The 22,071-nt window shown below is 51.8% G+C and carries 18 protein-coding genes; 13 read left to right on the top strand and 5 right to left on the bottom strand.

What is annotated here, in order from left to right; translation table 11 throughout:
* The first annotated feature begins 5 nt into the window (after positions 1-5).
* Positions 6-1,985, top strand: coding sequence for a biosynthetic arginine decarboxylase (gene speA / locus EH207_RS14660; protein WP_137714664.1), 1,980 nt, complete (start codon positions 6-8; stop codon positions 1,983-1,985).
* 62 nt (positions 1,986-2,047) lie between these two features.
* On the opposite strand, the gene EH207_RS14655 is transcribed toward speA, so the two are convergent.
* Positions 2,048-2,593, bottom strand: coding sequence for a helix-turn-helix transcriptional regulator (locus tag EH207_RS14655; RefSeq protein ID WP_137715371.1), 546 nt, complete (start codon positions 2,591-2,593; stop codon positions 2,048-2,050).
* A 641-nt stretch (positions 2,594-3,234) separates the two neighbouring features.
* Positions 3,235-4,002: a metalloprotease LoiP gene (gene loiP, locus EH207_RS14650; RefSeq protein WP_137714663.1), complete on the bottom strand. Its 768-nt coding sequence runs from the start codon at positions 4,000-4,002 to the stop codon at positions 3,235-3,237.
* A gap of 367 nt (positions 4,003-4,369) precedes the next feature.
* Between loiP and tkt the strand changes: the two genes are divergently transcribed.
* The 8 genes from tkt (at position 4,370) to EH207_RS14610 (ending at position 13,684) form a co-directional block, all read left to right on the top strand.
* Positions 4,370-6,364 (top strand): transketolase, encoded by a 1,995-nt coding sequence (gene tkt, locus EH207_RS14645; protein ID WP_137714662.1) that lies wholly within the window; start codon positions 4,370-4,372, stop codon positions 6,362-6,364.
* 335 nt (positions 6,365-6,699) lie between these two features.
* Complete coding sequence (epd, locus tag EH207_RS14640; protein WP_137714661.1) at positions 6,700-7,716, top strand: erythrose-4-phosphate dehydrogenase; 1,017 nt, start codon at positions 6,700-6,702, stop codon at positions 7,714-7,716.
* 72 nt (positions 7,717-7,788) lie between these two features.
* Positions 7,789-8,952 (top strand): phosphoglycerate kinase, encoded by a 1,164-nt coding sequence (gene pgk, locus EH207_RS14635; RefSeq protein ID WP_137714660.1) that lies wholly within the window; start codon positions 7,789-7,791, stop codon positions 8,950-8,952.
* 129 nt (positions 8,953-9,081) lie between these two features.
* Positions 9,082-10,158 carry a class II fructose-bisphosphate aldolase gene (fbaA, locus tag EH207_RS14630; RefSeq protein WP_137714659.1) on the top strand — a complete coding sequence of 359 codons (1,077 nt, stop codon included), beginning with the start codon at positions 9,082-9,084 and terminating at the stop codon, positions 10,156-10,158.
* Positions 10,159-10,291: 133 nt separating this feature from the next.
* Entirely contained in the window at positions 10,292-11,146 is an 855-nt protein-coding gene (mscS, locus tag EH207_RS14625; RefSeq protein ID WP_137714658.1) for a small-conductance mechanosensitive channel MscS, read from the top strand.
* 172 nt (positions 11,147-11,318) lie between these two features.
* Entirely contained in the window at positions 11,319-11,918 is a 600-nt protein-coding gene (locus EH207_RS14620; RefSeq protein WP_137714657.1) for a hypothetical protein, read from the top strand.
* A 259-nt stretch (positions 11,919-12,177) separates the two neighbouring features.
* Entirely contained in the window at positions 12,178-12,792 is a 615-nt protein-coding gene (gene argO / locus EH207_RS14615; protein WP_137714656.1) for an arginine exporter ArgO, read from the top strand.
* Positions 12,793-12,940: 148 nt separating this feature from the next.
* On the top strand, positions 12,941-13,684 hold the full coding sequence (locus tag EH207_RS14610) for an oxidative stress defense protein (RefSeq protein WP_137714655.1): 744 nt from the start codon (positions 12,941-12,943) through the stop codon (positions 13,682-13,684).
* 28 nt (positions 13,685-13,712) lie between these two features.
* Here EH207_RS14610 and EH207_RS14605 read toward each other — a convergent pair whose 3' ends face one another.
* The gene (locus EH207_RS14605; RefSeq protein WP_137714654.1) at positions 13,713-14,606 is read right to left on the bottom strand and encodes a LysR family transcriptional regulator ArgP; all 894 of its coding nucleotides are present in this window, start codon (positions 14,604-14,606) and stop codon (positions 13,713-13,715) included.
* Between the two features lie 215 nt (positions 14,607-14,821).
* On the opposite strand from EH207_RS14605, the gene rpiA reads away from it, so the two are divergent.
* Together rpiA and serA are read left to right on the top strand one after the other, a co-directional pair.
* Positions 14,822-15,481 (top strand): ribose-5-phosphate isomerase RpiA, encoded by a 660-nt coding sequence (rpiA, locus tag EH207_RS14600; RefSeq protein WP_137714653.1) that lies wholly within the window; start codon positions 14,822-14,824, stop codon positions 15,479-15,481.
* A 292-nt stretch (positions 15,482-15,773) separates the two neighbouring features.
* Complete coding sequence (serA, locus tag EH207_RS14595; RefSeq protein ID WP_137714652.1) at positions 15,774-17,006, top strand: phosphoglycerate dehydrogenase; 1,233 nt, start codon at positions 15,774-15,776, stop codon at positions 17,004-17,006.
* Between the two features lie 58 nt (positions 17,007-17,064).
* Here serA and ettA read toward each other — a convergent pair whose 3' ends face one another.
* Entirely contained in the window at positions 17,065-18,732 is a 1,668-nt protein-coding gene (gene ettA, locus EH207_RS14590) for an energy-dependent translational throttle protein EttA (RefSeq protein WP_137714651.1), read from the bottom strand.
* A gap of 413 nt (positions 18,733-19,145) precedes the next feature.
* Here ettA and sltY point away from each other — a divergent pair, with 413 nt between their 5' ends.
* On the top strand, positions 19,146-21,074 hold the full coding sequence (sltY, locus tag EH207_RS14585; protein ID WP_137714650.1) for a murein transglycosylase: 1,929 nt from the start codon (positions 19,146-19,148) through the stop codon (positions 21,072-21,074).
* A gap of 72 nt (positions 21,075-21,146) precedes the next feature.
* Positions 21,147-21,500: a trp operon repressor gene (gene trpR, locus EH207_RS14580; protein WP_137714649.1), complete on the top strand. Its 354-nt coding sequence runs from the start codon at positions 21,147-21,149 to the stop codon at positions 21,498-21,500.
* On the opposite strand, the gene yjjX is transcribed toward trpR, so the two are convergent.
* Entirely contained in the window at positions 21,497-22,033 is a 537-nt protein-coding gene (gene yjjX, locus EH207_RS14575; protein WP_137714648.1) for an inosine/xanthosine triphosphatase, read from the bottom strand. The genes trpR and yjjX overlap by 4 nt on opposite strands.
* Between the last annotated feature and the right edge of the window lie 38 nt (positions 22,034-22,071).

The following is a 22,071-nucleotide window of genomic DNA, read 5'->3' as shown; positions in this document are numbered from 1 at the left end:
TCGTTATGTCTGACGGCGTGATCCAACAAGGCTCGTCAGCGACGGGTAAACATGAAAATTTGCGCTCCATGCAGGAGGTTGCCATGAATGACCGGAATGCCAGCGAAATGCTTCGTACCTACAATATTGCCTGGTGGGGTAATAATTACTACGATGTCAATGAGTTAGGGCATATCAGCGTTTGTCCCGACCCCGATATTCCTGAGGCCCGCGTCGATCTGGCTCAATTGGTCAAAGCGTTGCAGGAAGAGAATCATCAGCGTCTTCCCGCATTGTTCAGCTTCCCGCAAATTCTTCAGCATCGTCTGCGTTCCATCAATGCCGCATTCAAACGGGCGCGTGAGTCGTTTGGTTACGAAGGGGGGTACTTTCTGGTTTACCCCATCAAAGTAAACCAGCATCGGCGCGTTATTGAATCTCTGGTCAGTTCGGGAGAACCACTGGGACTGGAGGCGGGTTCCAAGGCTGAGCTCATGGCCGTATTGGGTCATGCCGGTATGACGCGTACGGTCATTGTCTGTAACGGTTATAAAGATCGTGAATACATTCGGCTGGCCCTGATTGGCGAAAAGCTCGGGCACAAAGTGTATTTGGTCATTGAAAAAATGTCTGAGATCAAGACGGTTCTGGAAGAGGCGGAGCGTCTTAACGTGATCCCGCGCCTGGGTGTGCGCGCGCGACTGGCCTCGCAAGGTTCTGGTAAATGGCAGTCCAGCGGCGGCGAAAAATCCAAATTTGGTCTGGCTGCGGTCCAGGTGCTGCAACTGGTTGAAATGCTGCGTGCCGCAGGACGGCTGGAAAGTCTGCAACTGCTGCACTTCCATCTGGGCTCTCAACTGGCGAACATTCGCGATATCGCCACGGGCGTGCGTGAATCTGCCCGCTTCTATGTGGAGCTGCACAAACTGGGCGTCAATATTCAGTGCTTCGACGTGGGCGGCGGTTTGGGCGTGGATTATGAAGGAACCCGCTCGCAGTCGGATTGTTCCGTAAATTACGGTCTGAATGAATATGCCAACAATGTGATTTGGGGCATCGGTGACGCCTGTAATGAACACGGATTGCAGCATCCAACCGTCATTACGGAATCGGGTCGCGCGGTGACCGCACACCATACCGTGTTGGTGTCCAACATTATTGGCGTCGAACGCAACGAATTCAGCGAACCAACAGAGCCGGACGAAAATGCGCCGCGCGCATTGGAGAGCCTGTGGTCAACCTGGCAGGAAATTAAACAGCCTGGGAACCGGCGTTCGCTGCGCGAGTGGTTGCATGACAGCCAGATGGATTTGCATGATGTGCACACCCAATATACGCACGGCATGCTGGATTTAACTCAGCGGGCAAAAGCGGAACAGCTCTATCTGAGCATCTGCCAGAAAATTCAGCAACAGTTAGATCCCAGCAATCGCGCTCACCGCCCAGTGATTGACGAATTGCAGGAGCGTATGGCGGATAAGCTCTATGTAAACTTCTCCTTGTTTCAGTCCATGCCGGATGCGTGGGGGATCGATCAGTTGTTCCCGGTCATGCCGTTGGAAGGGCTGGACAAACAGCCGGTACGTCGTGCGGTTTTGCTGGATATTACCTGTGACTCTGATGGCACCATCGATCACTATATTGATGGCGACGGTATTGCGACCACGATGCCGATGCCGCCTTACGATCCAGATAATCCGCCGCTGTTGGGGTTTTTCATGGTTGGCGCCTATCAGGAAATTTTGGGAAATATGCATAACCTGTTTGGCGACACCGCTACCGTCGACGTCTTTGTGTTCCAGGATGGTTCTGTCGAGATTGAAGAGTCTGACGGAGGGAATACGGTTGCCGAAATGCTGGAGTATGTTCAACTGGATCCTGAAGTGCTGATGGCGCGCTTTCGTGATCAGGTTAAAGAAACCGATCTGGACACGGCGTTGCAGTTGCAGTTTCTGGAAGAGTTTGAAACTGGCCTTTACGGTTATACCTATCTGGAAGATGAGTAATTCGTCACGGTTGATAAAAAGGAGGATGGGGCGACACATCCTCCTTTATTAACGTCTTTTCATCAGATGAAAGATCCCATGGTATTGTTGTTTTTCAATGAGTTATGGCTATCCCCGGATTCTTCGATTATGTTATCTCTGAAGAGAATCTTTGCAATAAGCAGTAAGGAGTTTTTATCCTGAAGCCCATATTTATTCAGTAATCTTGATTTACTGTTCAGGACTGATTTTTTATTTAGCCCGGTGATTGCGGCGATCGCTTCTGCTGTGTAACCCGCACACCAATACTGAAAAACCGCATACTCCGATTTGGATAACCTGACAGGATTGAAGAAACGCCTGTCATTAAGGTGCACGGTGTCGAATAGTTGATAAAGGTAATCTATCGGTGTTGACTTAGAAATAAGAATCGTTTTTTTATCAATACACACCGGCTGATGGTTAAGTGAGTTATTGATGATAATGAATGATGAGGCCATATTATAAAAATGCGTTCTTATGGATTCGTAGTATTCCTCAAACCCTTCACTGCTGCCATCAATGATGAAAATACACTGCTTTCTTGCTTGTTGCAGCGTAAACCTATTAACAGGCTTTACGGATAGCATCGGCGTGCCGGTGAGCACTTCTCGCAAGCCCACCGTTGTAAAGTGACATTTACTAAAAATTCTCACATCCATGATTTTTAACACATATGAGCTTATCTTTAAGAAAAAACACAAACCAGTGATGGTTGCCAATGTTACCCAGCTATGAATAATGCGTCACCCTGCGCTACGCATATAGTCGTCACCTCTACGTTGCCGGCGCGCCATCGGGATTATTCTCTCACTTGCCGTCTTTCTGCAACTCGAAATTTATAGGGTGGAGTTTTTATAAGATGGATTTCTTGAGATGATCACGGATACGATAATATGGTTAATCGATATCCCTATGATTATATTTAGAAAATTATTTTCGCTGATTCAAGGCAGTATGCTCGATTCGCAAAACCATTTCTATCTTTAAAATAGATTGGCCGGGTATTTTGACGCTCGCAGGTGAAGACTTGAATTTTAATCAGAAAAAACTAGTAAATTTTACTCACTCATTTCATAAGGCTATTGGCGCCGCTGGAGGATTCGGGTTCGTATCGCTAGTCAGGACTAAGATATGCGACATATTGGCATCCGAATAGACCTTAATGCCAATGTGCCGGTGTGATGAGCTAACGGGTTTTGATGGCTAATTGTGACTAGATCCGCCGGTATTACTTTTCGGCCGCAATGCGCTCACGAATGTGATTTGCACGCTCCACCGATGAAGGATGCGAGTCAAACAGGCTGCTTTGACGTCCTTCGTCTAATTTGGCCAATTTCTCAAAACTGGTTGCCAGCCCTTCGAGTTTAACGCCGCGTTTCTTCAGCAGATCGAATGAATAATCATCGGCTTCGCGTTCCTGTGTCTGTGAGAATTGAGCATTAACCAGCTTTTCACCCAGATCGGCAAGCTGTGACTGTGATAAAGAGGCGGCGACACCGCCGGCGGAAGAGAGCGCGGTACGTGCTGCCGTGGCGGCATAGGCCACCTGCATTGCTTTACGTGTGTGTCCAAGCGCAACGTGGCCCATCTCGTGACCCAGAACCCCTTCGACTTCGTTATCGGTCATCATATCCATCAGGCCGCTGTAGACGCGGATGCAACCATTGGCCATCGCCCACGCGTTCACGTCTTTTGTCAGATATACCTTATAATTGGCCGGTGTACCGTTAATCTCGTGGCCCAGCGCATCGGCAATTTTATTCAATCGTTTGGTGTACGTACTGCTGTCGGGCGCGATTTGGGCCTCTTTATCCATTTGCTCGCAGGATTGATTACTGAAGGCTTTCACCTGCTCATCATTCAGCGTGGCGGCTTGAAATGCCTGAGCGCCGGATTGAACCAATGTATCGGTATTAAGATTCTGACAACCGCTCAGCAATGTTGTGAGACACAGAGCGAGGGTGGAAGTACGAATGGTAGAAGTATGAAGCGCCATAACATCATCTCCCGACGATAGTGGTTACAAATGTTAATCATTAAATTGAAACAGCCGGTGTTCAGAAAAACCAGCGTCAACGTAACTGAAAACCGTGGAGATAACTAGATGTTAATTCTGATTTATGCGCTATTGCGCGCCTGTCGAGCAGAACAAATGAGGTGTTATTTCTTTGTGGAATGTTTGGAAAAAGCACGGTGAATTTGCCAATCATTAAATCCTCTTTTTTGCTCACGGTTCCATGTGCATTCACCTTGATTTTAATGTACATTTGTAATCATATTTTCTTTGCCTTTTTTATATAACGTATTGATTAGTATACCATATATCTAACAAGGCATCTGTTCAATCCGATCTGGAGTAAAGCATGTCCTCTCGTAAAGATCTTGCCAATGCTATTCGTGCGCTGAGTATGGATGGCGTGCAAAAAGCCAAATCCGGTCATCCGGGCGCACCGATGGGTATGGCGGATATCGCTGAAGTGTTGTGGCGCGATCACCTGAACCATAATCCCGCCAACCCCAACTGGGCCAACCGCGATCGCTTCGTCCTGTCCAACGGTCACGCCTCCATGCTGATTTACAGCCTGCTGCACCTAACGGGCTACGACCTGCCGATCGAAGAGCTCAAAAACTTCCGCCAACTGCACTCCAAAACCCCGGGCCACCCGGAATACGGTTACACCCCTGGGATCGAAACCACCACCGGCCCGCTGGGGCAGGGGATTGCCAACGCGATCGGGATGGCGATTGCCGAGCGTACGCTGGCGGCGCAGTTCAACCGTCCGGGTCATGAAATTGTCAACCACCACACCTACGCGTTTCTGGGGGACGGCTGCATGATGGAAGGGATTTCCCATGAAGTCTGCTCGCTGGCCGGCACCATGAAGCTCGGCAAACTGACCGCGTTTTATGATGATAACGGCATCTCCATCGACGGCCACGTCGAAGGCTGGTTTACCGATGACACCGCTACCCGTTTTGAAGCCTACGGCTGGCATGTGGTGCGCGGCGTAGACGGTCACGATACGGATGCCATCGAAGCCGCCATCGCGCAAGCCCAACTGGTGACGGACAAACCGTCGCTGCTGATGTGCAAGACCGTGATTGGCTTTGGTTCGCCGAACAAAGCGGGCACGCACGATTCTCACGGCTCGCCGTTGGGTGACGCGGAAGTGGCCGCATCACGCGAGCAACTGGGCTGGTCTTATCCGGCGTTTGAAATTCCGGCCGAGATTTACGCCGCCTGGGATGCCAAAGCCGCCGGACAGCGTAAAGAAGCCGCCTGGAATGAAGCGTTTGCCGCCTACGCCGGCGCCTACCCGGAACTGGCTGCTGAGTTCAAACGCCGCACCGCGGGCGACTTGCCGGCCAATTGGCAGGCGGATGCCCAAAAATTCATTGAGCAGTTGCAGGTCAACCCGGCGAAAATTGCCAGCCGTAAAGCTTCTCAGAATGCGCTGGAAGCCTACGGTAAACTGCTGCCTGAGTTATTGGGCGGCTCGGCTGACCTGGCGCCCAGCAACCTGACCATCTGGTCTGGTTCCAAATCACTGGATAAAGACGCGGCGGGCAACTACATCCACTATGGCGTGCGCGAATTCGGCATGACCGCTATCGCCAACGGAATAGCGTTGCACGGCGGTTTCCTGCCGTACACCGCCACCTTCCTGATGTTTGTGGAATACGCCCGTAACGCGGTGCGTATGGCGGCGCTGATGAAAATCCGCAGTATTTACGTCTATACCCACGACTCCATCGGTCTGGGGGAAGACGGCCCGACGCATCAGCCGGTCGAGCAGTTGGCCAGTCTGCGTGTGACGCCGAACATGAGCGTATGGCGTCCGGCGGATCAGGTGGAAACGGCGATAGCGTGGAAATATGCCATTGAGCGTCAGGACGGCCCGACGGCGCTGATTCTGTCCCGACAAAATCTGGCGCAGCAGGAGCGTACTGCACAGCAACTGGCGGATGTGGCTAAAGGCGCGTACGTGCTGAAAGACAGCGGCGGCCAGCCGGATGTCATCCTGATAGCCACCGGTTCGGAGGTCGAGCTGGCGGTTGGCGCATATGACAAACTGACGGCGGCAGGGCATAAGGTTCGCGTGGTGTCGATGCCGTCAACGGATGCATTTGACAAACAGGATGCGACCTATCGTGAGGCGGTGCTGCCGAAATCGGTGAGCGCGCGGGTAGCGGTTGAGGCGAGTATCGCCGATTACTGGTACAAGTACGTGGGCCTGAACGGGGCTATTGTTGGAATGACGAGCTTTGGTGAGTCTGCGCCCGCTGAGCTGCTGTTTGAAGAGTTCGGCTTCACTGTGGATAACGTGGTCGCAAAAGCGCAGGCATTACTGAAGTAATCACGTTTTGCTTTACCGCACGAAGTCTTGAAACCGCCAGCATTTTGATCTGGCGGTTTTTTTATGACGCAGGTCACTCTTCTGAGGTGTGTCGAGCGAGAATATTTCTTTTTAAACACTAATTCGTTTATGCTGGCTGAAGCGTTTCAGTTGTGATGTTGATTGCATTCTGACAAGGGATTTCCGGCATCGTTTTGGCCTTGCGTTCGAGAAGCGGCTTCCCCCTTGCAACTCACTGACTCTCTTCGAAGGAAGGGGCGCAACTGTGCTGCAACTTCATGCAAGAAGGGTATATCCTATGGCGATGATATGAACACCACAACACAGGGAACGCCATGACAATCCGTATTGCGATAAACGGCTTTGGCCGTATTGGTCGCAGTGTTTTACGTGCGCTGTATGAATCGGGCCGCCGGGCAGAAATTAGCGTTGTTGCCATTAATGAACTGGCGAGTGCGGAGGGGATTGCCCACCTGCTCAAATACGATTCGAGTCACGGTCGTTTCCCCTGGGATATTCGCCAGGAGTGCGATCAGCTATACGTTGGGGATGATTGCATCCGCCTGTTGCACCAGGCGGAGATCGAGCAGTTGCCCTGGGGTGAACTTAGCGTAGATGTGGTGCTGGATTGCAGTGGCGTATATGGCAGTCGCGCCGATGGCGAAGCGCATTTGGCGGCAGGAGCGAAGAAAGTCTTGTTCTCACATCCGGGAACCGCGGATTTGGATGCAACGGTGGTATTTGGCGTGAATCATCAACAATTAATGGCCGAACATCGCATCGTTTCCAATGCCTCCTGCACAACCAATTGTATTATTCCTATAATTAAACTGCTGGATGATGCATTCGGCATTGAAAATGGAACGGTGACCACAATCCATTCATCAATGAACGATCAGCCGGTGATTGATGCCTATCATCATGACCTGCGGCGTACCCGTGCGGCCAGTCAGTCCATCATTCCGGTGGACACCAAACTGTCGGCAGGGATAACCCGGGTTTTCCCGCAGTTCCTCGATCGTTTTGAGGCGATATCGGTGCGGGTCCCCACGATTAATGTCACGGCGATCGATCTAAGCGTCAGCGTAAAGAAACCAGTAAATGTTAATGAAATTAATGCATTACTGCAAAAATCAGCGCATGAGGCATTTCGTGGTATAGTTGACTACACCGAATTGCCGTTAGTTTCGGCTGATTTTAACCATGATCCGCACAGTGCTATTGTTGATGGCACGCAGACCCGGGTCAGTGGCCGGCACCTGGTTAAAACACTGGTCTGGTGCGATAACGAATGGGGCTTCGCCAATCGAATGTTGGATACAACACGGGCAATGGCGGCCTGCGGTTTCTAGTACGACGATATTGATCAGGGATCAATATCTCGCTCAAGCAACTTTAAAAGAGAATCAACAAGAGGATTCACCATGTCTGTAATTAAGATGACCGATCTGGATCTGGCTGGCAAACGCGTACTTATCCGTTCCGATCTGAACGTGCCGGTAAAAGAAGGTAAAGTGACGTCTGATGCGCGTATCCGCGCTTCTCTGCCGACCATTGAACTGGCCCTGAAACAGGGGGCGCGCGTGATGGTGACTTCCCACCTGGGGCGTCCGACCGAAGGAGAATACAACGAAGAGTTTTCTCTGCTGCCCGTCGTTAACTATTTAAAAGATAAAATCTCTTCTCCGGTACGTCTGGCTAAGGATTATCTGGACGGCGTGGATGTCGCGCAAGGTGAGCTGGTTGTGCTGGAAAATGTTCGTTTTAATAAAGGTGAGAAGAAAGACGACGAAGTTCTGGCGAAGCAATATGCCGCGCTGTGTGACGTGTACGTCATGGATGCATTTGGTACGGCGCACCGCGCTCAGGCGTCGACACACGGCGTGGGTAAATTCGCGCCTATCGCCTGTGCGGGCCCGCTGTTGTCTAATGAGCTGGAAGCATTGGGTAAAGCGCTGGGCAATCCGGCCCGTCCGATGGTTGCCATCGTCGGCGGCTCCAAAGTTTCCACCAAACTGACCGTATTGGACTCTTTGTCCAAAATCGCCGATAAACTGATTGTTGGCGGCGGTATCGCCAATACCTTCGTCGCCGCTCAAGGCCACAACGTGGGTAAATCGCTGTATGAAGCAGACCTGATTCCTGAAGCGAAGAAATTGCTGGAAACCTGCGATATTCCGGTGCCGAGCGATGTTCGCGTTGCGTCTGAATTTTCTGAAACTGCCGCCGCGACGCTGAAATCGGTCACGGCAATCAAGGATGAAGAGCAGATTCTGGATCTGGGCGACGTTTCCGCCGAGCGCCTGGCGGAAATTCTGAAAAACGCCAAAACCATTCTGTGGAATGGTCCGGTCGGCGTATTTGAATTCCCGAACTTCCGCAAAGGCACCGAGATTGTCGCCAGAGCCATTGCGGAAAGCGACGCCTTCTCTATTGCCGGTGGCGGCGACACACTGGCGGCGATCGATCTGTTCGGCATTGCCGACCAAATCTCCTACATCTCTACCGGTGGCGGCGCTTTCCTGGAGTTTGTTGAAGGGAAAAAACTACCGGCGGTCGTTATGCTGGAAGAACGTGCCAAGCAGTAATATTTTGATTTAAGCGGAGCGTAAGATATTACCTTCGCTTCGGCTACTCTGGCGTGTGCCTGAGTAGCCTGTCGATTTAAACATCGATATCTCTAAACCCTCTACGACCAACGAAACAGGACACGTAACATGTCTAAAATTTTTGATTTCGTAAAACCTGGTGTCATCACTGGTGATGACGTTCAGAAAGTTTTCGCAGTAGCAAAAGAAAACAAATTCGCCCTGCCAGCAGTAAACTGCGTCGGTACTGACTCTATCAATGCGGTTCTGGAAGCCGCGGCCAAAGTACGCGCGCCGGTTATCGTTCAGTTCTCCAACGGCGGTGCGGCATTTATCGCTGGTAAAGGTATGAAGGCTGAAGGTCAGCAGGCGGCTATTCTGGGCGCGATTTCCGGCGCTCACCATGTCCATCAGATGGCGGAACACTACGGCGTGCCGGTGATTCTGCACACTGACCACTGCGCTAAAAAACTGCTGCCGTGGCTGGACGGATTGCTGGATGCGGGTGAAAAACATTTTGCCGCGACTGGTAAGCCACTGTTCTCTTCACACATGATCGATCTGTCTGAGGAGTCACTGGAAGAAAATATTGAGATTTGTAGTCAGTATCTGGTTCGCATGGCCAAGTTGAATATGACGCTGGAAATCGAACTGGGCTGTACCGGTGGTGAAGAGGATGGCGTGGACAACAGCCATCTGGACAACTCCGCGCTCTACACTCAGCCGGAAGATGTGGCTTATGCTTATGAAAAGCTTAACGCCATCAGTCCGCGTATTACTATCGCGGCATCATTCGGTAACGTCCACGGCGTCTACAAGCCGGGTAACGTGCAACTGACGCCAAAAATCCTGCGTAACTCTCAGGATTACGTGTCAGAAAAATACAACCTGCCGCACAATAGCCTGGATTTCGTGTTCCACGGCGGTTCTGGTTCTTCTGCCGAAGAGATTGAGGAAGCCGTCGGCTACGGCGTGGTGAAAATGAATATCGACACCGATACCCAATGGGCGACCTGGGAAGGTATTCTGCACTACTACCAGAAGAACGAAAGCTATCTGCAAAGCCAATTGGGTAACCCCGAAGGTGCGGACAAGCCAAACAAGAAATACTATGATCCTCGTGTGTGGTTGCGTGCTGCCCAGGCTTCGATGGTGGCGCGTTTAGAAAAAGCCTTTAAAGAACTGAACGCGGTTGACGTTCTTTAAGCTTAAGGTTCATAAAGATTTATCGCTAAGGCTCCAATTGGAGCCTTAATTGTATGCGGATTTTGCCGCAGATTGCGGTTCTTGGCGTGAAGATTATGCTTTGTCAGAGAGTACAAGAAACAGGAGTGAATAAATGGAAGAACTGAATGTTGGTGTAGAACAGGCGACGGGCTGGTTGGCCAGCCATCAGAATATTTTTTTGCAGTATGCTGTTAACATCGTTGCCGCGTTAGTGATCCTCATCGTTGGTCTGGTTGTGGCCCGTGTGTTGTCGGGGACGCTGAATAAAGTGATGGTCAGCCGTTCCATTGATTCCACCGTGGCGGATTTTCTTTGCGCGCTGGTACGTTATGGCATTATCGCGTTTACGCTAATTGCCGTGCTGAGCCGGGTCGGTGTGCAGACGGCCTCGGTGATCGCAGTACTGGGTGCGGCGGGTTTAGCGGTGGGGCTGGCGTTGCAAGGATCGCTGGCCAACTTTGCCGCCGGTGTACTGTTAGTAATTTTCCGGCCTTTTCGGACCGGCGAGTGGGTGGATCTTGGCGGCGTGTCCGGATCAGTGACGCAAGTCCAGATCTTTTCCACCACGCTGCTTACGGCTGACGGTAAAATCATCGTGGTGCCGAATGGTAAGATCATCGCCGGGAATATCATCAACAGTTCGCGTGAACCGGATCGCCGTACCGAGATCGTCGTCGGGGTGGCCTACGATGCAGACATTGATGTGGTGAAAAAGCTGCTGGGCGACATCGTCGCCGCGGATAGCCGTATTCAGCATGATAAGGGCGTCACTATTCGTCTGAATGAAATGGCGGCATCCTCTCTGAACTTCGTGGTGTGGGTGTGGACGAAAAATGGCGATGCGCAGGCGGTTTACTGGGATCTGCTGGAAACTTTCAAGCGCGTGCTGGACGAGCACCGCATCGGCATCCCTTATCCGCAGATGGATGTGCATCTGTATCGTGCCGATCAGCAGGAAGCCCACTGATTTATCGTCTGACATATCCGGGATTTGTATTCCCGGATATGTTGTCGTATCCGCATAGTCAATATTGCGCAAAAGGCGTTTTAACAGTATGCGACCGCCTAAAAGGTGAAAATTTTCCTCTGTTTTTGTTTTACCTTATCTCACCCTATTTTGCCTTTGTCTGAAAATTATAATGAAGCTAGACCGTTCGATCTCTTCGCACACTGTCGCCATTTTTCTTTTTGCCTTGTTTCTGCCTTATATCGGGCATCATTCTTATGCAGCCCGACAGGAAGTAATCAATGTCGTTGAGTTGCTTCAATCTCTGTTGCTGTTATTTGGCGCGTTATTCACCTGGTTTTATATCAAACCGCTCAGGTGCAAGAGGGATAAACGCATTTTCTGGTTATGGAGCATCAGTTGGTGGGTTTTACTTTTTGCCCGAGGGATCAGCTGGGGCAGAGACTATTTTCCGGACTTCCCGAGGAGCTATTTTCGGGTGATATCTGTCGTGCTGATAGGCATTACTCTGTTGATGTTTTTGCTCCCTTCTCTCCGGCGTGAAATTGTGCGCCGTGTCCGAACAGAAGTCATGCCTGTTTGGGATGGGGGGTTAATGGTAGTTTATTTTCTGATTTCCGACACAATAGAGCATCATCGCCTGTTATCGTTTCTGTTTGTGTATGACACGCAATATAAGGATTTGATGGAGGAGCTATACGAGCTGCCATTTATTTTCTCACTTTTTTTTGTCGCGTTCTATTTGCAGAAAAGAGATCGCTATGCCTGCTGAAAATCCGCAGGATTGGCTCAACTGATTTGGTTTCTCTATACGCAATCTTTTCCAGCACAACGGCACGGCGGACTTCTCAGTAACTGGGGTTGTTACCGATGGTTTGTTATTCATTATGCTAATGAATAATTAGAAGTATCCATTTCACCTAATGATTTTCTCTTCGTATGATACCGGCTCTGAACCGGGAACCGGGCCTGCCGGATCGCCGCAAGCGGCGTTAAAAGCATTCCCGATGTTTCAATACGAGGAGCAATCAATGTTAGCGGTTTTTCTGCAAGGCTTTGTGCTTGGCGCGGCAATGATTTTGCCTCTGGGACCGCAAAATGCGTTTGTGTTGAACCAGGGCATTCGTCGCCAATATCATTTGATGATTGCGCTGCTATGTTCACTCAGCGATGTCGCGCTTATCTGCGCCGGTATTTTTGGCGGGAGCGCTTTGCTCAGCCAGTCTTCGATGCTGTTGGCGCTGGTGACCTGGAGTGGCGTCGCGTTTATGCTGTGGTATGGCTGGGGCGCGCTGAAGATGGCTTTCAGGAAGGATCTGACGCTGGCCGGCGCGGAGATCATGAAGCAGAACCGCTGGCGGATCATTGTCACTATGCTGGCGGTAACTTGGCTTAATCCTCATGTCTATCTGGATACGTTTGTCGTGCTCGGGAGCGTGGGAAGCCAGTTTAGCGGGGGGGCTCGCAGTTGGTTTGCGATGGGGACGATTGCCGCGTCGTTTATCTGGTTTTTTGTGCTGGCCCTGCTTGCCGCCTGGCTTGCGCCATGGCTGAATACGCCCCGTTCGCAGCGCATGATTAACCTGTTTGTGGGCTTGGCGATGTGGGGAGTTGCTTTACAATTAGCCCGATACGGCTGGCAATAGCCTACTCTGATTTACAGCAGGTTTCAGAAATTAACCTATATTTTGTTGTGTCAGCAATGCGTTATGTTAACCGGCATTCAGCATTTACCGTCAATGCGGGAAACGGTTTATCGGTAAACGAAGTTTGTGCCTGTCTCAGCGACAAAACATGAGGGAAGGAGATATTGTGAAGCTAAAAGCACTGGCATTAGCCGCGATGGTGGGGTTAGGTTTGTCGCCGCTGGCGATACAGGCCGCGGAACTGCCGGATGGCCCGCATATTGTGACGTCTGGCACCGCCAGCGTTGAGGCCACGCCGGATATTGCTCGTTTGGCCATCGAAGTGAGCGTGTCATCGAAAGATGCCGCCGATGCGAAAAAGCAGGTTGATGACCGCGTCGCTCAATATTTTGATTTTCTCGGCAAGAACGGCATCGAGAAAAAAGATATCAACGCCGCCAATTTACGCACACAGCCTGAATATGATTACCTGAAAACCGGAGGATCGGTGCTGAAAGGGTATCGTGCGGTACGTCAGGTGGAAGTGACGTTGCGTCAGTTGGATAAGCTCAATGAACTCTTGGATGGCGCGTTGAAGTCAGGTCTGAATGAGATCCGCACCGTCGATTTAGGCGTGGCGAACCCGGAAACCTACCGCGAAGAAGCCCGTAAAAAGGCGATGGAACAAGCGACGGCGCAGGCGCAGTCCCTGGCGCAAGGATTTAATGCCAAGTTGGGGCCGATCTACAGTATTCGCTATCATGTCGCCAACTATCAGCCTATGCCGGTGGCCCGGATATTTAAAACCGCAGACGTCGCGGCGCAGAGCGAAGCCGCGCAAACCTACGAGCAGCAAAACATTAACTTTGACGATCAGGTTGATGTGGTGTTTGAATTACAGCGTAATCCCTAACGCCTGGTGACACAGGTGTTGACGAGCGTTAAGACTGTCTCAGTACCTGATGTCCGTGCGCGAGCAGGGCATCAGTGACTTTTTTCATCATCCTGCTCTCCGGGGCGAAGCGGTGCCAATAGAGCATACGGCGCTGAAACAACCCAGGGGTCAGATCAATCAGTTCATTATCAGCCAGTTCTTTTTCGATTTGCAGATGCGGGATCATGCAACAGGTCGTGCCTTGTCGGGCTAACTGCACGAACGCCTCTGAAGAGTTCACAATATGGCAGGGTACGCTGCCGGGCGATAAATCGAAGTTTTGCTGTAAAAATGCCTGATGCATATCATCAAGATGATCAAACGCGACCGCCGGGGCGAGCAACAGCGCCGAACGCGTTACACCGTTTCTGAAATAGCGGGCGGCAAACGAGGGCGACGCGACGAACAGATAATCCAGCGCGCCCAGTTTATCCACCAGACAGCTCGGCAGCGGCTGTGGCTGAATACTCACGGCGCCAACCACTTCACCACGGCGTAACCTCTCCTGGGTACGCGTTTCATCCTCCACCTGTAAGTTCAGACGGATGGGGGAATCAGCCAAAACGGGTTGTAGTGCGGGTAGCAGCCAGGTCGCCAGACTGTCGGCGTTTACCGCCAGCGACAGCAGCAACGGAATATCGCTGCTGGTTTCATTGCCCAGCCATTGTTCTTCCAGCAATTCAACCTGATGCAACAACGCCAACAGTTTCTGCCCTTGCTCGGTAGGGCGTGGCGGAATCGTTCTGACTAACAATGGCTGTCCGAACAAATTCTCCAGTTGTTTAATGCGCTGGGATACGGCTGATTGGGTAATACATAGTTTTTGTGCGGCGCGTTCAAAACCACGTTCACGGATGACGGCATCCAGAGCCTGAAGCGTTCGATAGTCCGGGCGTTTCATGAAAGTAAAAAATCCTCTGAATGAAGTCTGCTTTTTCACTATGCCACATTTTGCTGTTTTACCATGCAGAAATCTTATTCCCTGATTTAGTGTTTATGCGATGAGTTTGCTGCCCGTGAAATAATACAAGGGTGGCAAAATGAATTCGCGCCATTTCTCTGGGTGCTTGTTCTATAATACGCACTCGTTTCGTATCTACGGGCCTGAAGCAGACTATGACACAAGATGAACTGAAAAAAGCGGTGGGATGGGCGGCACTTGATTATGTCCGTCCTGATACCATTGTTGGGGTGGGCACGGGTTCCACCGCAGCCCATTTTATTGACGCGCTGGGTTCGATAAAGCACCAGATCAAAGGTGTGGTATCCAGCTCGGATGCTTCAACGGCCAAGCTTAAAAGCCTGGGCATCCCGATTTTTGACTGCAATGACGTTGATTCTCTGGATGTCTATGTGGACGGCGCGGATGAAATCAACGGGCATATGCAGATGATTAAAGGCGGAGGCGCCGCGCTGACCCGCGAAAAAATCATCGCGGCGATTTCCCGTCAGTTCGTCTGCATTGTTGATGCCTCAAAACAGGTGGATGTGCTGGGCAAATTCCCGTTGCCGGTTGAAGTAATCCCGATGGCCAGAGCCTATGTAGCCCGTGAGCTGGCAAAAATGGGCGCGCAGCCTGAATACCGTCAGGGGGTTGTGACGGATAACGGCAACATCATTCTGGATGTTCACAACCTGAACATCATGGACGCGGTGGCGGTAGAGAACCATATTAACGGGATTGCGGGCGTCGTGACCGTCGGGTTGTTCGCCAACCGTTGCGCAGACGTGGCGCTGGTCGGCACCGCCAACGGTGTGAAAACCGTGGTGAGGTGAGCCTCTGATTGTTGCGGGCGCGGGTGCGTCCTGTTTCTGAAAATTTCTCCATAATGAACTTTTTATTTAACAGTTCATTTTTGGTACTTAATATCACTTTTACTTATTTTGTTCGTCGTCGATATGGCAATGCACCTTTCTGGCAATATTTTTCGCCAGAAATCTTTTCTCTGCCTGTGTTTGCTGTCTCAGCAAAGCAATCGTTTGTATTGATGACTGCGTAATTTTTGTTATGTTGGCAGGGGCGATTTAGCAAACTGCCGCATCTGAAGTCTGAAAATAAGGTCGGGAAATGGCAAAGGTATCACTGGAAAAAGATAAAATTAAGTTTCTGCTCGTAGAAGGTGTACACCAGAGTGCGTTGGAGAATCTGCGTGCAGCCGGTTACACCAACATTGAATACCATAAAGGGGCACTGGCTCCAGAAGCGCTGAAAGCATCCATTCGTGATGCGCATTTCGTGGGTATTCGTTCGCGTACGCATCTGACGGAAGAGATTTTCGCCGCCGCTGAAAAACTGATTGCGGTTGGCTGTTTCTGTATCGGTACGAATCAGGTTGAGCTACCGGCAGCGGCGAAACGCGGTATTCCGGTATTCAACGCGCCATTTTCCAATACCCGTTCCGTGGCGGAAATGGTAATCGGTGAAATGCTGCTGCTGCTGCGCGGTATTCCGGCGGCGAATGCGAAAGCGCACCGGGGTGTTTGGCATAAGTTGGCCGTTGGCTCCTTTGAAGCGCGCGGCAAAAAGCTGGGCATCATTGGTTACGGTCATATCGGAACCCAATTGGGCATTCTGGCCGAAGGGCTGGGGATGCATGTTTACTTTTATGATATCGAAAGCAAGCTGCCGCTCGGCAATGCGCAACAGGTTCGGCATCTCTCCGACCTGCTGAATATGAGTGACGTGGTCAGTCTGCATGTGCCGGAAACCAGCAGCACACAGAATATGATGGGCGTCGAAGAACTGGCGCTGATGAAGCCAGGTTCCATTCTTATCAACGCTTCGCGTGGTACGGTGGTGGATATTCCAGCCCTGTGCGATGCGCTGAGCAGCAAACACCTTGCTGGCGCTGCGATTGACGTATTTCCGCAAGAGCCTGCCACCAATAGCGATCCGTTCCTGTCGCCGCTGTGCGAGTTTGACAATGTGCTGCTGACGCCGCATATCGGTGGTTCAACGCAGGAAGCGCAGGAAAATATCGGTGATGAAGTGGCCGGTAAACTGGCGAAGTATTCGGATAACGGCTCGACGCTGTCTGCGGTCAACTTCCCTGAAGTTTCACTGCCGACGCATGGCGAACGTGCCAGCCGACTGTTGCATATCCATGAAAACCGCCCCGGCGTTATTACCAAGATTAACCAGATTTTCGCTGAGCAGGGCATCAACATTGCCGCACAGTATCTGCAAACCACGGCCGAGATCGGTTATGTGGTGATTGATGTGGAAACTGACGGCGCACAGACGGCATTGCAACTGATGAAGGCGATCCCCGGCACTATCCGTGCCCGTCTGTTGTATTAAGCGCCAATGAGAGGCATTGTTGTGATGGCCCGCGAGTGCGGGCCATTTTTTTATGCTATTACTTGGACATCTTTTTGTATTTGATGCGGTGGGGTTCTAGTGCTTCCGCGCCGAGCGTACGTTTTTTGTACTCTTCGTATTCGGTGAAGTTGCCCTCGAAGAACGCCACTTTACCTTCATCCTGATAATCCAGAATGTGGGTTGCGATGCGGTCCAGGAACCAGCGGTCGTGCGAGATAACCAGGGCGCAGCCCGGGAACTCCAACAGGGCATTTTCCAGCGCGCGCAGGGTTTCGATATCCAGGTCGTTGGTCGGTTCGTCAAGCAGCAGAACGTTGCCGCCAACCTGCAACAGCTTCGCCAGATGCAAACGGCCACGTTCACCGCCAGACAATTCGCCTACGCGTTTGCCCTGATCAACGCCTTTGAAGTTGAAACGGCCCACATAGGCGCGGCTTGGCATCTCGGTGTTGCCAATTCGCATAATATCCTGCCCGCCGGACACTTCCTCCCACACGGTTTTACTGTTATCCATCGCGTCGCGGAACTGGTCGACTGACGCCAGTTTCACCGTTTCACCCAGCTCAATACTGCCGCTATCCGGTTGTTCCTGACCTGACATCATGCGGAACAGCGTTGATTTCCCCGCGCCGTTCGGTCCGATGATCCCGACAATCGCCCCTTTCGGTACGGAAAAGGACAGGCCGTCGATCAACTGACGTTCGCCATAGGACTTGCTCAGGTTGGTGACTTCAATCACCTTATCGCCGAGACGTGCGCCGGGTGGAATAAACAGTTCATTGGTTTCGTTACGTTTCTGGTATTCCGTGTTATTAAGTTCTTCAAAGCGAGCCAGACGCGCCTTGCCTTTGGACTGCCGGCCTTTGGCGCCCTGACGCACCCACTCAAGCTCTTTCTCGATGGATTTACGGCGCGCTGCTTCCTGAGAGGCTTCCTGCGCCAGCCGCTGATCTTTCTGCTCCAGCCAGGAAGAGTAGTTGCCTTCCCACGGAATGCCTTCGCCACGGTCCAGTTCCAGAATCCAGCCCGCGACGTTATCGAGGAAGTAACGGTCGTGGGTAATGGCGACCACGGTGCCTTCAAAGTCATGCAGGAAGCGTTCCAGCCAGGCGACGGATTCCGCGTCCAGGTGGTTGGTCGGTTCGTCGAGCAGCAGCATGTCCGGTTTTTCCAACAGCAGACGGCACAGTGCGACGCGACGGCGTTCACCACCGGAGAGATTGGCGATTTTTGCATCCCACTCCGGCAGGCGCAGGGCATCCGCCGCACGTTCCAACTGGTTGTTCAGGTTATGGCCGTCATGGATCTGAATGATCTCTTCCAATTTGCCCTGCTCTGCGGCCAGTTTGTCGAAATCAGCATCTGGATCGGCGTACAGCGCGTAGACTTCATCCAGACGTTTCAACGCGGTAACCACTTCGGCAACGGCTTCTTCAACCGATTCGCGTACGGTGTGTTCCGGGTTCAGTTGCGGTTCCTGCGGCAGATAGCCAATTTTAATACCGGGTTGCGGGCGAGCCTCGCCTTCAATGTCCTTATCAATGCCGGCCATAATGCGCAGCAGCGTAGATTTACCGGCCCCGTTCAAACCCAATACGCCGATCTTGGCGCCAGGGAAGAAACTGAGGGAGATGTTTTTCAGAATATGACGCTTCGGCGGAACGACCTTACCGACGCGATGCATGGTATAAACATATTGAGCCACGTTGCGACTTCGCCTCTTTCTGTCTGTGTAATTGTCGACACATCGTTATTGACACAGGGTTATGGGTTATAGACACGCTGATTCATGTGCCACATTGGGGTGGCGATGTTGTAACTTATTGCCGAAGATAGCGGCCGTCCGGCTGGTGATAAACCCTCTTCGGCGGATCGATAATTCTGATAACGGAGTGTAGCTGGTTTCGAAGTCTGATCCCAGCTATCCGGCGATTTGCTGTTTTCGGGATGTGAAGCAGTAGCTCTGCCGGCAAAAAGAGGGCGTATCGTTGTTCGTTATGATGTGCCACACTTGAGGCTGACAGGATGAAAGCGAGCGTGCATGGCGTTTTGACCGGCACGGTTTGATAGTGGAAGGTTTCATAGCGGAACCGAAAACGGATAAGGTTAGCGCAGATTATGGTTAAAGCAGGTTATTGGCGGTTCGTTATTGCGGCGGTGTGTCTGGCAGGGGTTTCGGGTCATGTGCTGGCGGATTCTTTGGATGAGCAACGTCAGCGCTATCAACAGATTAAACAGGCATGGGATGGCAACCAGTTGGATACTGTCGCTCAACTTATGCCGACGTTACGCAACTACCCGCTTTATCCCTATCTTGAATATCGCGCATTAACGCAGGATCTGACGCAGGTCAGCGCCGCTCAGGTCAGGCAATTTATCGCCACGCATCCGACGTTGCCGCCGGCGCGTAATTTGAATACCAGCTTTGTCAACGAACTGGCCCGTAGACAAGATTGGCAAGGGCTGTTGGCGTTCAGCCCGCAGCCGCCCAAGCCGGTCAGCGCCCGTTGTAATTTCTATTATGCTCAATGGGCGACGGGGCAGCGTCAGGGCGTGTGGGATGCGACGCGCGAGATCTGGCTGACCGGGCGTTCTCTGCCTTCCGTCTGCGACAAACTGTTTTCCGCCTGGCAAGCGGCGGGTGAACAAAGCCCGTTGACGACGATGGAGCGCATTCGTCTGGCGATGGACGAAGGCAGTACCGGGCTGGTGAATTATCTGGTCAAACAACTTCCCGCCGATTACAAAACGATCGCTGATGCGTTGATGAAACTTCAGAATGAACCGAATACGCTGGAAAGTTTTGCCCGTTCCGTTGGACCAACGGATTTTACCCGCAAAGTCACATTATCAGCATTCAGCCGCGTGGCGCGCCAGGATATCGAGAATGCCCGCTCAATGTTGCCGGTCATTGCGCGTTTGCAAAAAATGAGTTCGACCGAACGTCAGGAAATGAAAGAAACCGTTGCCTGGCGTCTGATGGGAAATGATGCCACGCCTGAGCAGGCGCTTTGGCGCGACGGCGTGGTGCAACACAGTGCGTCGACGAGCTTGATTGAGCGTCGCGTGCGGATGGCGCTGGGGAGCGGCGATCGGCAGGGATTGATCAACTGGATGGCGCGTTTGCCAGCGGATGCTTTGCAGAAGGATGAATGGCGTTACTGGCGGGCTTCGGCGATGCTGGATCAGGGTAAACGCCAGGAAGGCGAAGCGCTGCTGCGCGATTTGATGAGAGAACGCGGTTTTTACCCTATGGCGGCGGCACAAAGGCTCAATGAGCGTTATACCCCTACCATCATGACGGCGGTCAAACCTGACCGTTCATTATCGCAACTGCCGGAAATCACTCGCGTAAGGGAGTTAATGTTCTGGCAAATGGATAATCTGGCGCGAAGCGAGTGGGTGGGATTGGTCGCCAACAGCAGTAAACCGCAGCAGGAAGCGCTGGCCCGCTATGCGTTTGAACAACGTTGGGCGGATTTGAGTGTGCAAGCCACGATTGTCGGCAAACTGTGGGATCATCTGGAGGAGCGTTTTCCGCTTGCCTGGAACGACGAGTTCCGACGCGCCACGCAGGATAAAGGGATCAGCCAGAGCTATGCGATGGCGATTGCGCGGCAGGAGAGCGCCTGGAATCCCAAGGCGCGTTCGCCCGTTGGCGCGTCCGGTCTGATGCAATTAATGCCCGCCACCGCGCAACAGACGGCTCGGATGAGCAACGTTGCCACTTATATGAATAGCAGCCAACTATTTGACCCTCAAACTAATATTCTGTTGGGAACCCACTATCTGGAATATGTCTATCAAACATTTGGCCGCAACCGTATTCTGGCCTCAGCCGCCTATAACGCCGGACCGTCCCGCGTGAATACCTGGCTAAGAAACAGTTCCGGCCGCATTGACCCCGTGGCGTTTATTGAGAGCATTCCGTTCTCTGAAACGCGCGGATACGTAAAAAACGTACTGGCCTATGATGTCTTTTATCGTTATTTCCTGCATCAGCCTGCACGCGTCTTGACGGATGCGGAGTGGCAGCGTCGTTATTAAGGCTTGCCGTGCGTTCATTTTCCGCATTTTGTGCTATGCTGCCGTACTAGTTAAATAGTATGGCAGCCTGTTATGAATCCGTTATTCCCTACCGATCCTGTGCTTTCTGAACAAGACAATGAGAACTGGTTGCGTTTTGTGGCATTGCTGCAACAGTCCATGCATGAAGATCTGCAACAACCGTTATTACAGTTGTTGCTGACGCCGGATGAGCGAACGGTGCTGGGAACGCGAGTACGGATTATTCAGGAACTGATGCGGGGAAAAATGAGCCAGCGTGAGTTGAAAAACGAGTTGGGTGCTGGAATTGCCACGATTACCCGTGGCTCCAACAGTTTGAAAGCCGCGCCTCCCGCACTGAAACACTGGCTGGAGGCACAACTGCTATCTGCGGAACATGGTTGTGCAGAGAAAAGAAGGCGCTAATTCGCGGTCTTTACCGGGGTCTGATAGATAGGATTATGAAACGGAACTAATGCCAGCAGCAGAGCCTGATGATACACGCTGGTGCGCGACAGTTTTCCATCTGTGAAAACACCAATTGCGCCGCCTTTGTGTTTGATATTCTGTACACCCGTCAGGCGTTCCATTTCATCCCCCAATTCCCGCCCTTCACGAATACCTTGTAATATACTTTCGGGAAGAACCAGGCTTGCAGAGCGAGACTCGCCACGCAAATAAGCGTTTTCGACCACCATCCAGGCAAATGTCATGCATTCTTCAATCCCTGCTTCAACGCCGACCCAGAAATCGGCTTCCGGGCGCACCTGCCGGGCCATCATTACGCGATTTCGGGCGCCTGTGCGGGTTTCTAACGAACCGAGAGGCTGGCGTGGGACGCCGCTGTCGACGTCAACACCTTCAATGTGGCAATTGTCTGCGCCAAAGACGTCCGTGAATGCTAAAGTAATAGCTTTGATTTTTGCCGGATTGGTAGTTGCAGCGACAACATGATACATACGGTTTCGTACTCTTTAGTTAATTTGACGCATTATAA

Source organism: Brenneria rubrifaciens (genome assembly GCF_005484945.1).
GTDB lineage: Bacteria > Pseudomonadota > Gammaproteobacteria > Enterobacterales > Enterobacteriaceae > Brenneria > Brenneria rubrifaciens.
This window is presented reverse-complemented; position numbering and strand designations above follow the sequence as displayed.

Excerpts from the sequence above, each read along its gene's own strand:
- speA (WP_137714664.1), top strand. The coding sequence starts at position 6 with ATGTCTGACGGCGTGATCCAACAAGGCTCGTCAGCGACGGGTAAACAT.
- EH207_RS14655 (WP_137715371.1), bottom strand. The coding sequence starts at position 2,593 with ATGCTATCCGTAAAGCCTGTTAATAGGTTTACGCTGCAACAAGCAAGA.
- loiP (WP_137714663.1), bottom strand. The coding sequence starts at position 4,002 with ATGGCGCTTCATACTTCTACCATTCGTACTTCCACCCTCGCTCTGTGT.
- tkt (WP_137714662.1), top strand. The coding sequence starts at position 4,370 with ATGTCCTCTCGTAAAGATCTTGCCAATGCTATTCGTGCGCTGAGTATG.
- epd (WP_137714661.1), top strand. The coding sequence starts at position 6,700 with ATGACAATCCGTATTGCGATAAACGGCTTTGGCCGTATTGGTCGCAGT.
- pgk (WP_137714660.1), top strand. The coding sequence starts at position 7,789 with ATGTCTGTAATTAAGATGACCGATCTGGATCTGGCTGGCAAACGCGTA.
- fbaA (WP_137714659.1), top strand. The coding sequence starts at position 9,082 with ATGTCTAAAATTTTTGATTTCGTAAAACCTGGTGTCATCACTGGTGAT.
- mscS (WP_137714658.1), top strand. The coding sequence starts at position 10,292 with ATGGAAGAACTGAATGTTGGTGTAGAACAGGCGACGGGCTGGTTGGCC.
- EH207_RS14620 (WP_137714657.1), top strand. The coding sequence starts at position 11,319 with ATGAAGCTAGACCGTTCGATCTCTTCGCACACTGTCGCCATTTTTCTT.
- argO (WP_137714656.1), top strand. The coding sequence starts at position 12,178 with ATGTTAGCGGTTTTTCTGCAAGGCTTTGTGCTTGGCGCGGCAATGATT.
- EH207_RS14610 (WP_137714655.1), top strand. The coding sequence starts at position 12,941 with ATGAGGGAAGGAGATATTGTGAAGCTAAAAGCACTGGCATTAGCCGCG.
- EH207_RS14605 (WP_137714654.1), bottom strand. The coding sequence starts at position 14,606 with ATGAAACGCCCGGACTATCGAACGCTTCAGGCTCTGGATGCCGTCATC.
- rpiA (WP_137714653.1), top strand. The coding sequence starts at position 14,822 with ATGACACAAGATGAACTGAAAAAAGCGGTGGGATGGGCGGCACTTGAT.
- serA (WP_137714652.1), top strand. The coding sequence starts at position 15,774 with ATGGCAAAGGTATCACTGGAAAAAGATAAAATTAAGTTTCTGCTCGTA.
- sltY (WP_137714650.1), top strand. The coding sequence starts at position 19,146 with ATGGTTAAAGCAGGTTATTGGCGGTTCGTTATTGCGGCGGTGTGTCTG.
- trpR (WP_137714649.1), top strand. The coding sequence starts at position 21,147 with ATGAATCCGTTATTCCCTACCGATCCTGTGCTTTCTGAACAAGACAAT.
- yjjX (WP_137714648.1), bottom strand. The coding sequence starts at position 22,033 with ATGTATCATGTTGTCGCTGCAACTACCAATCCGGCAAAAATCAAAGCT.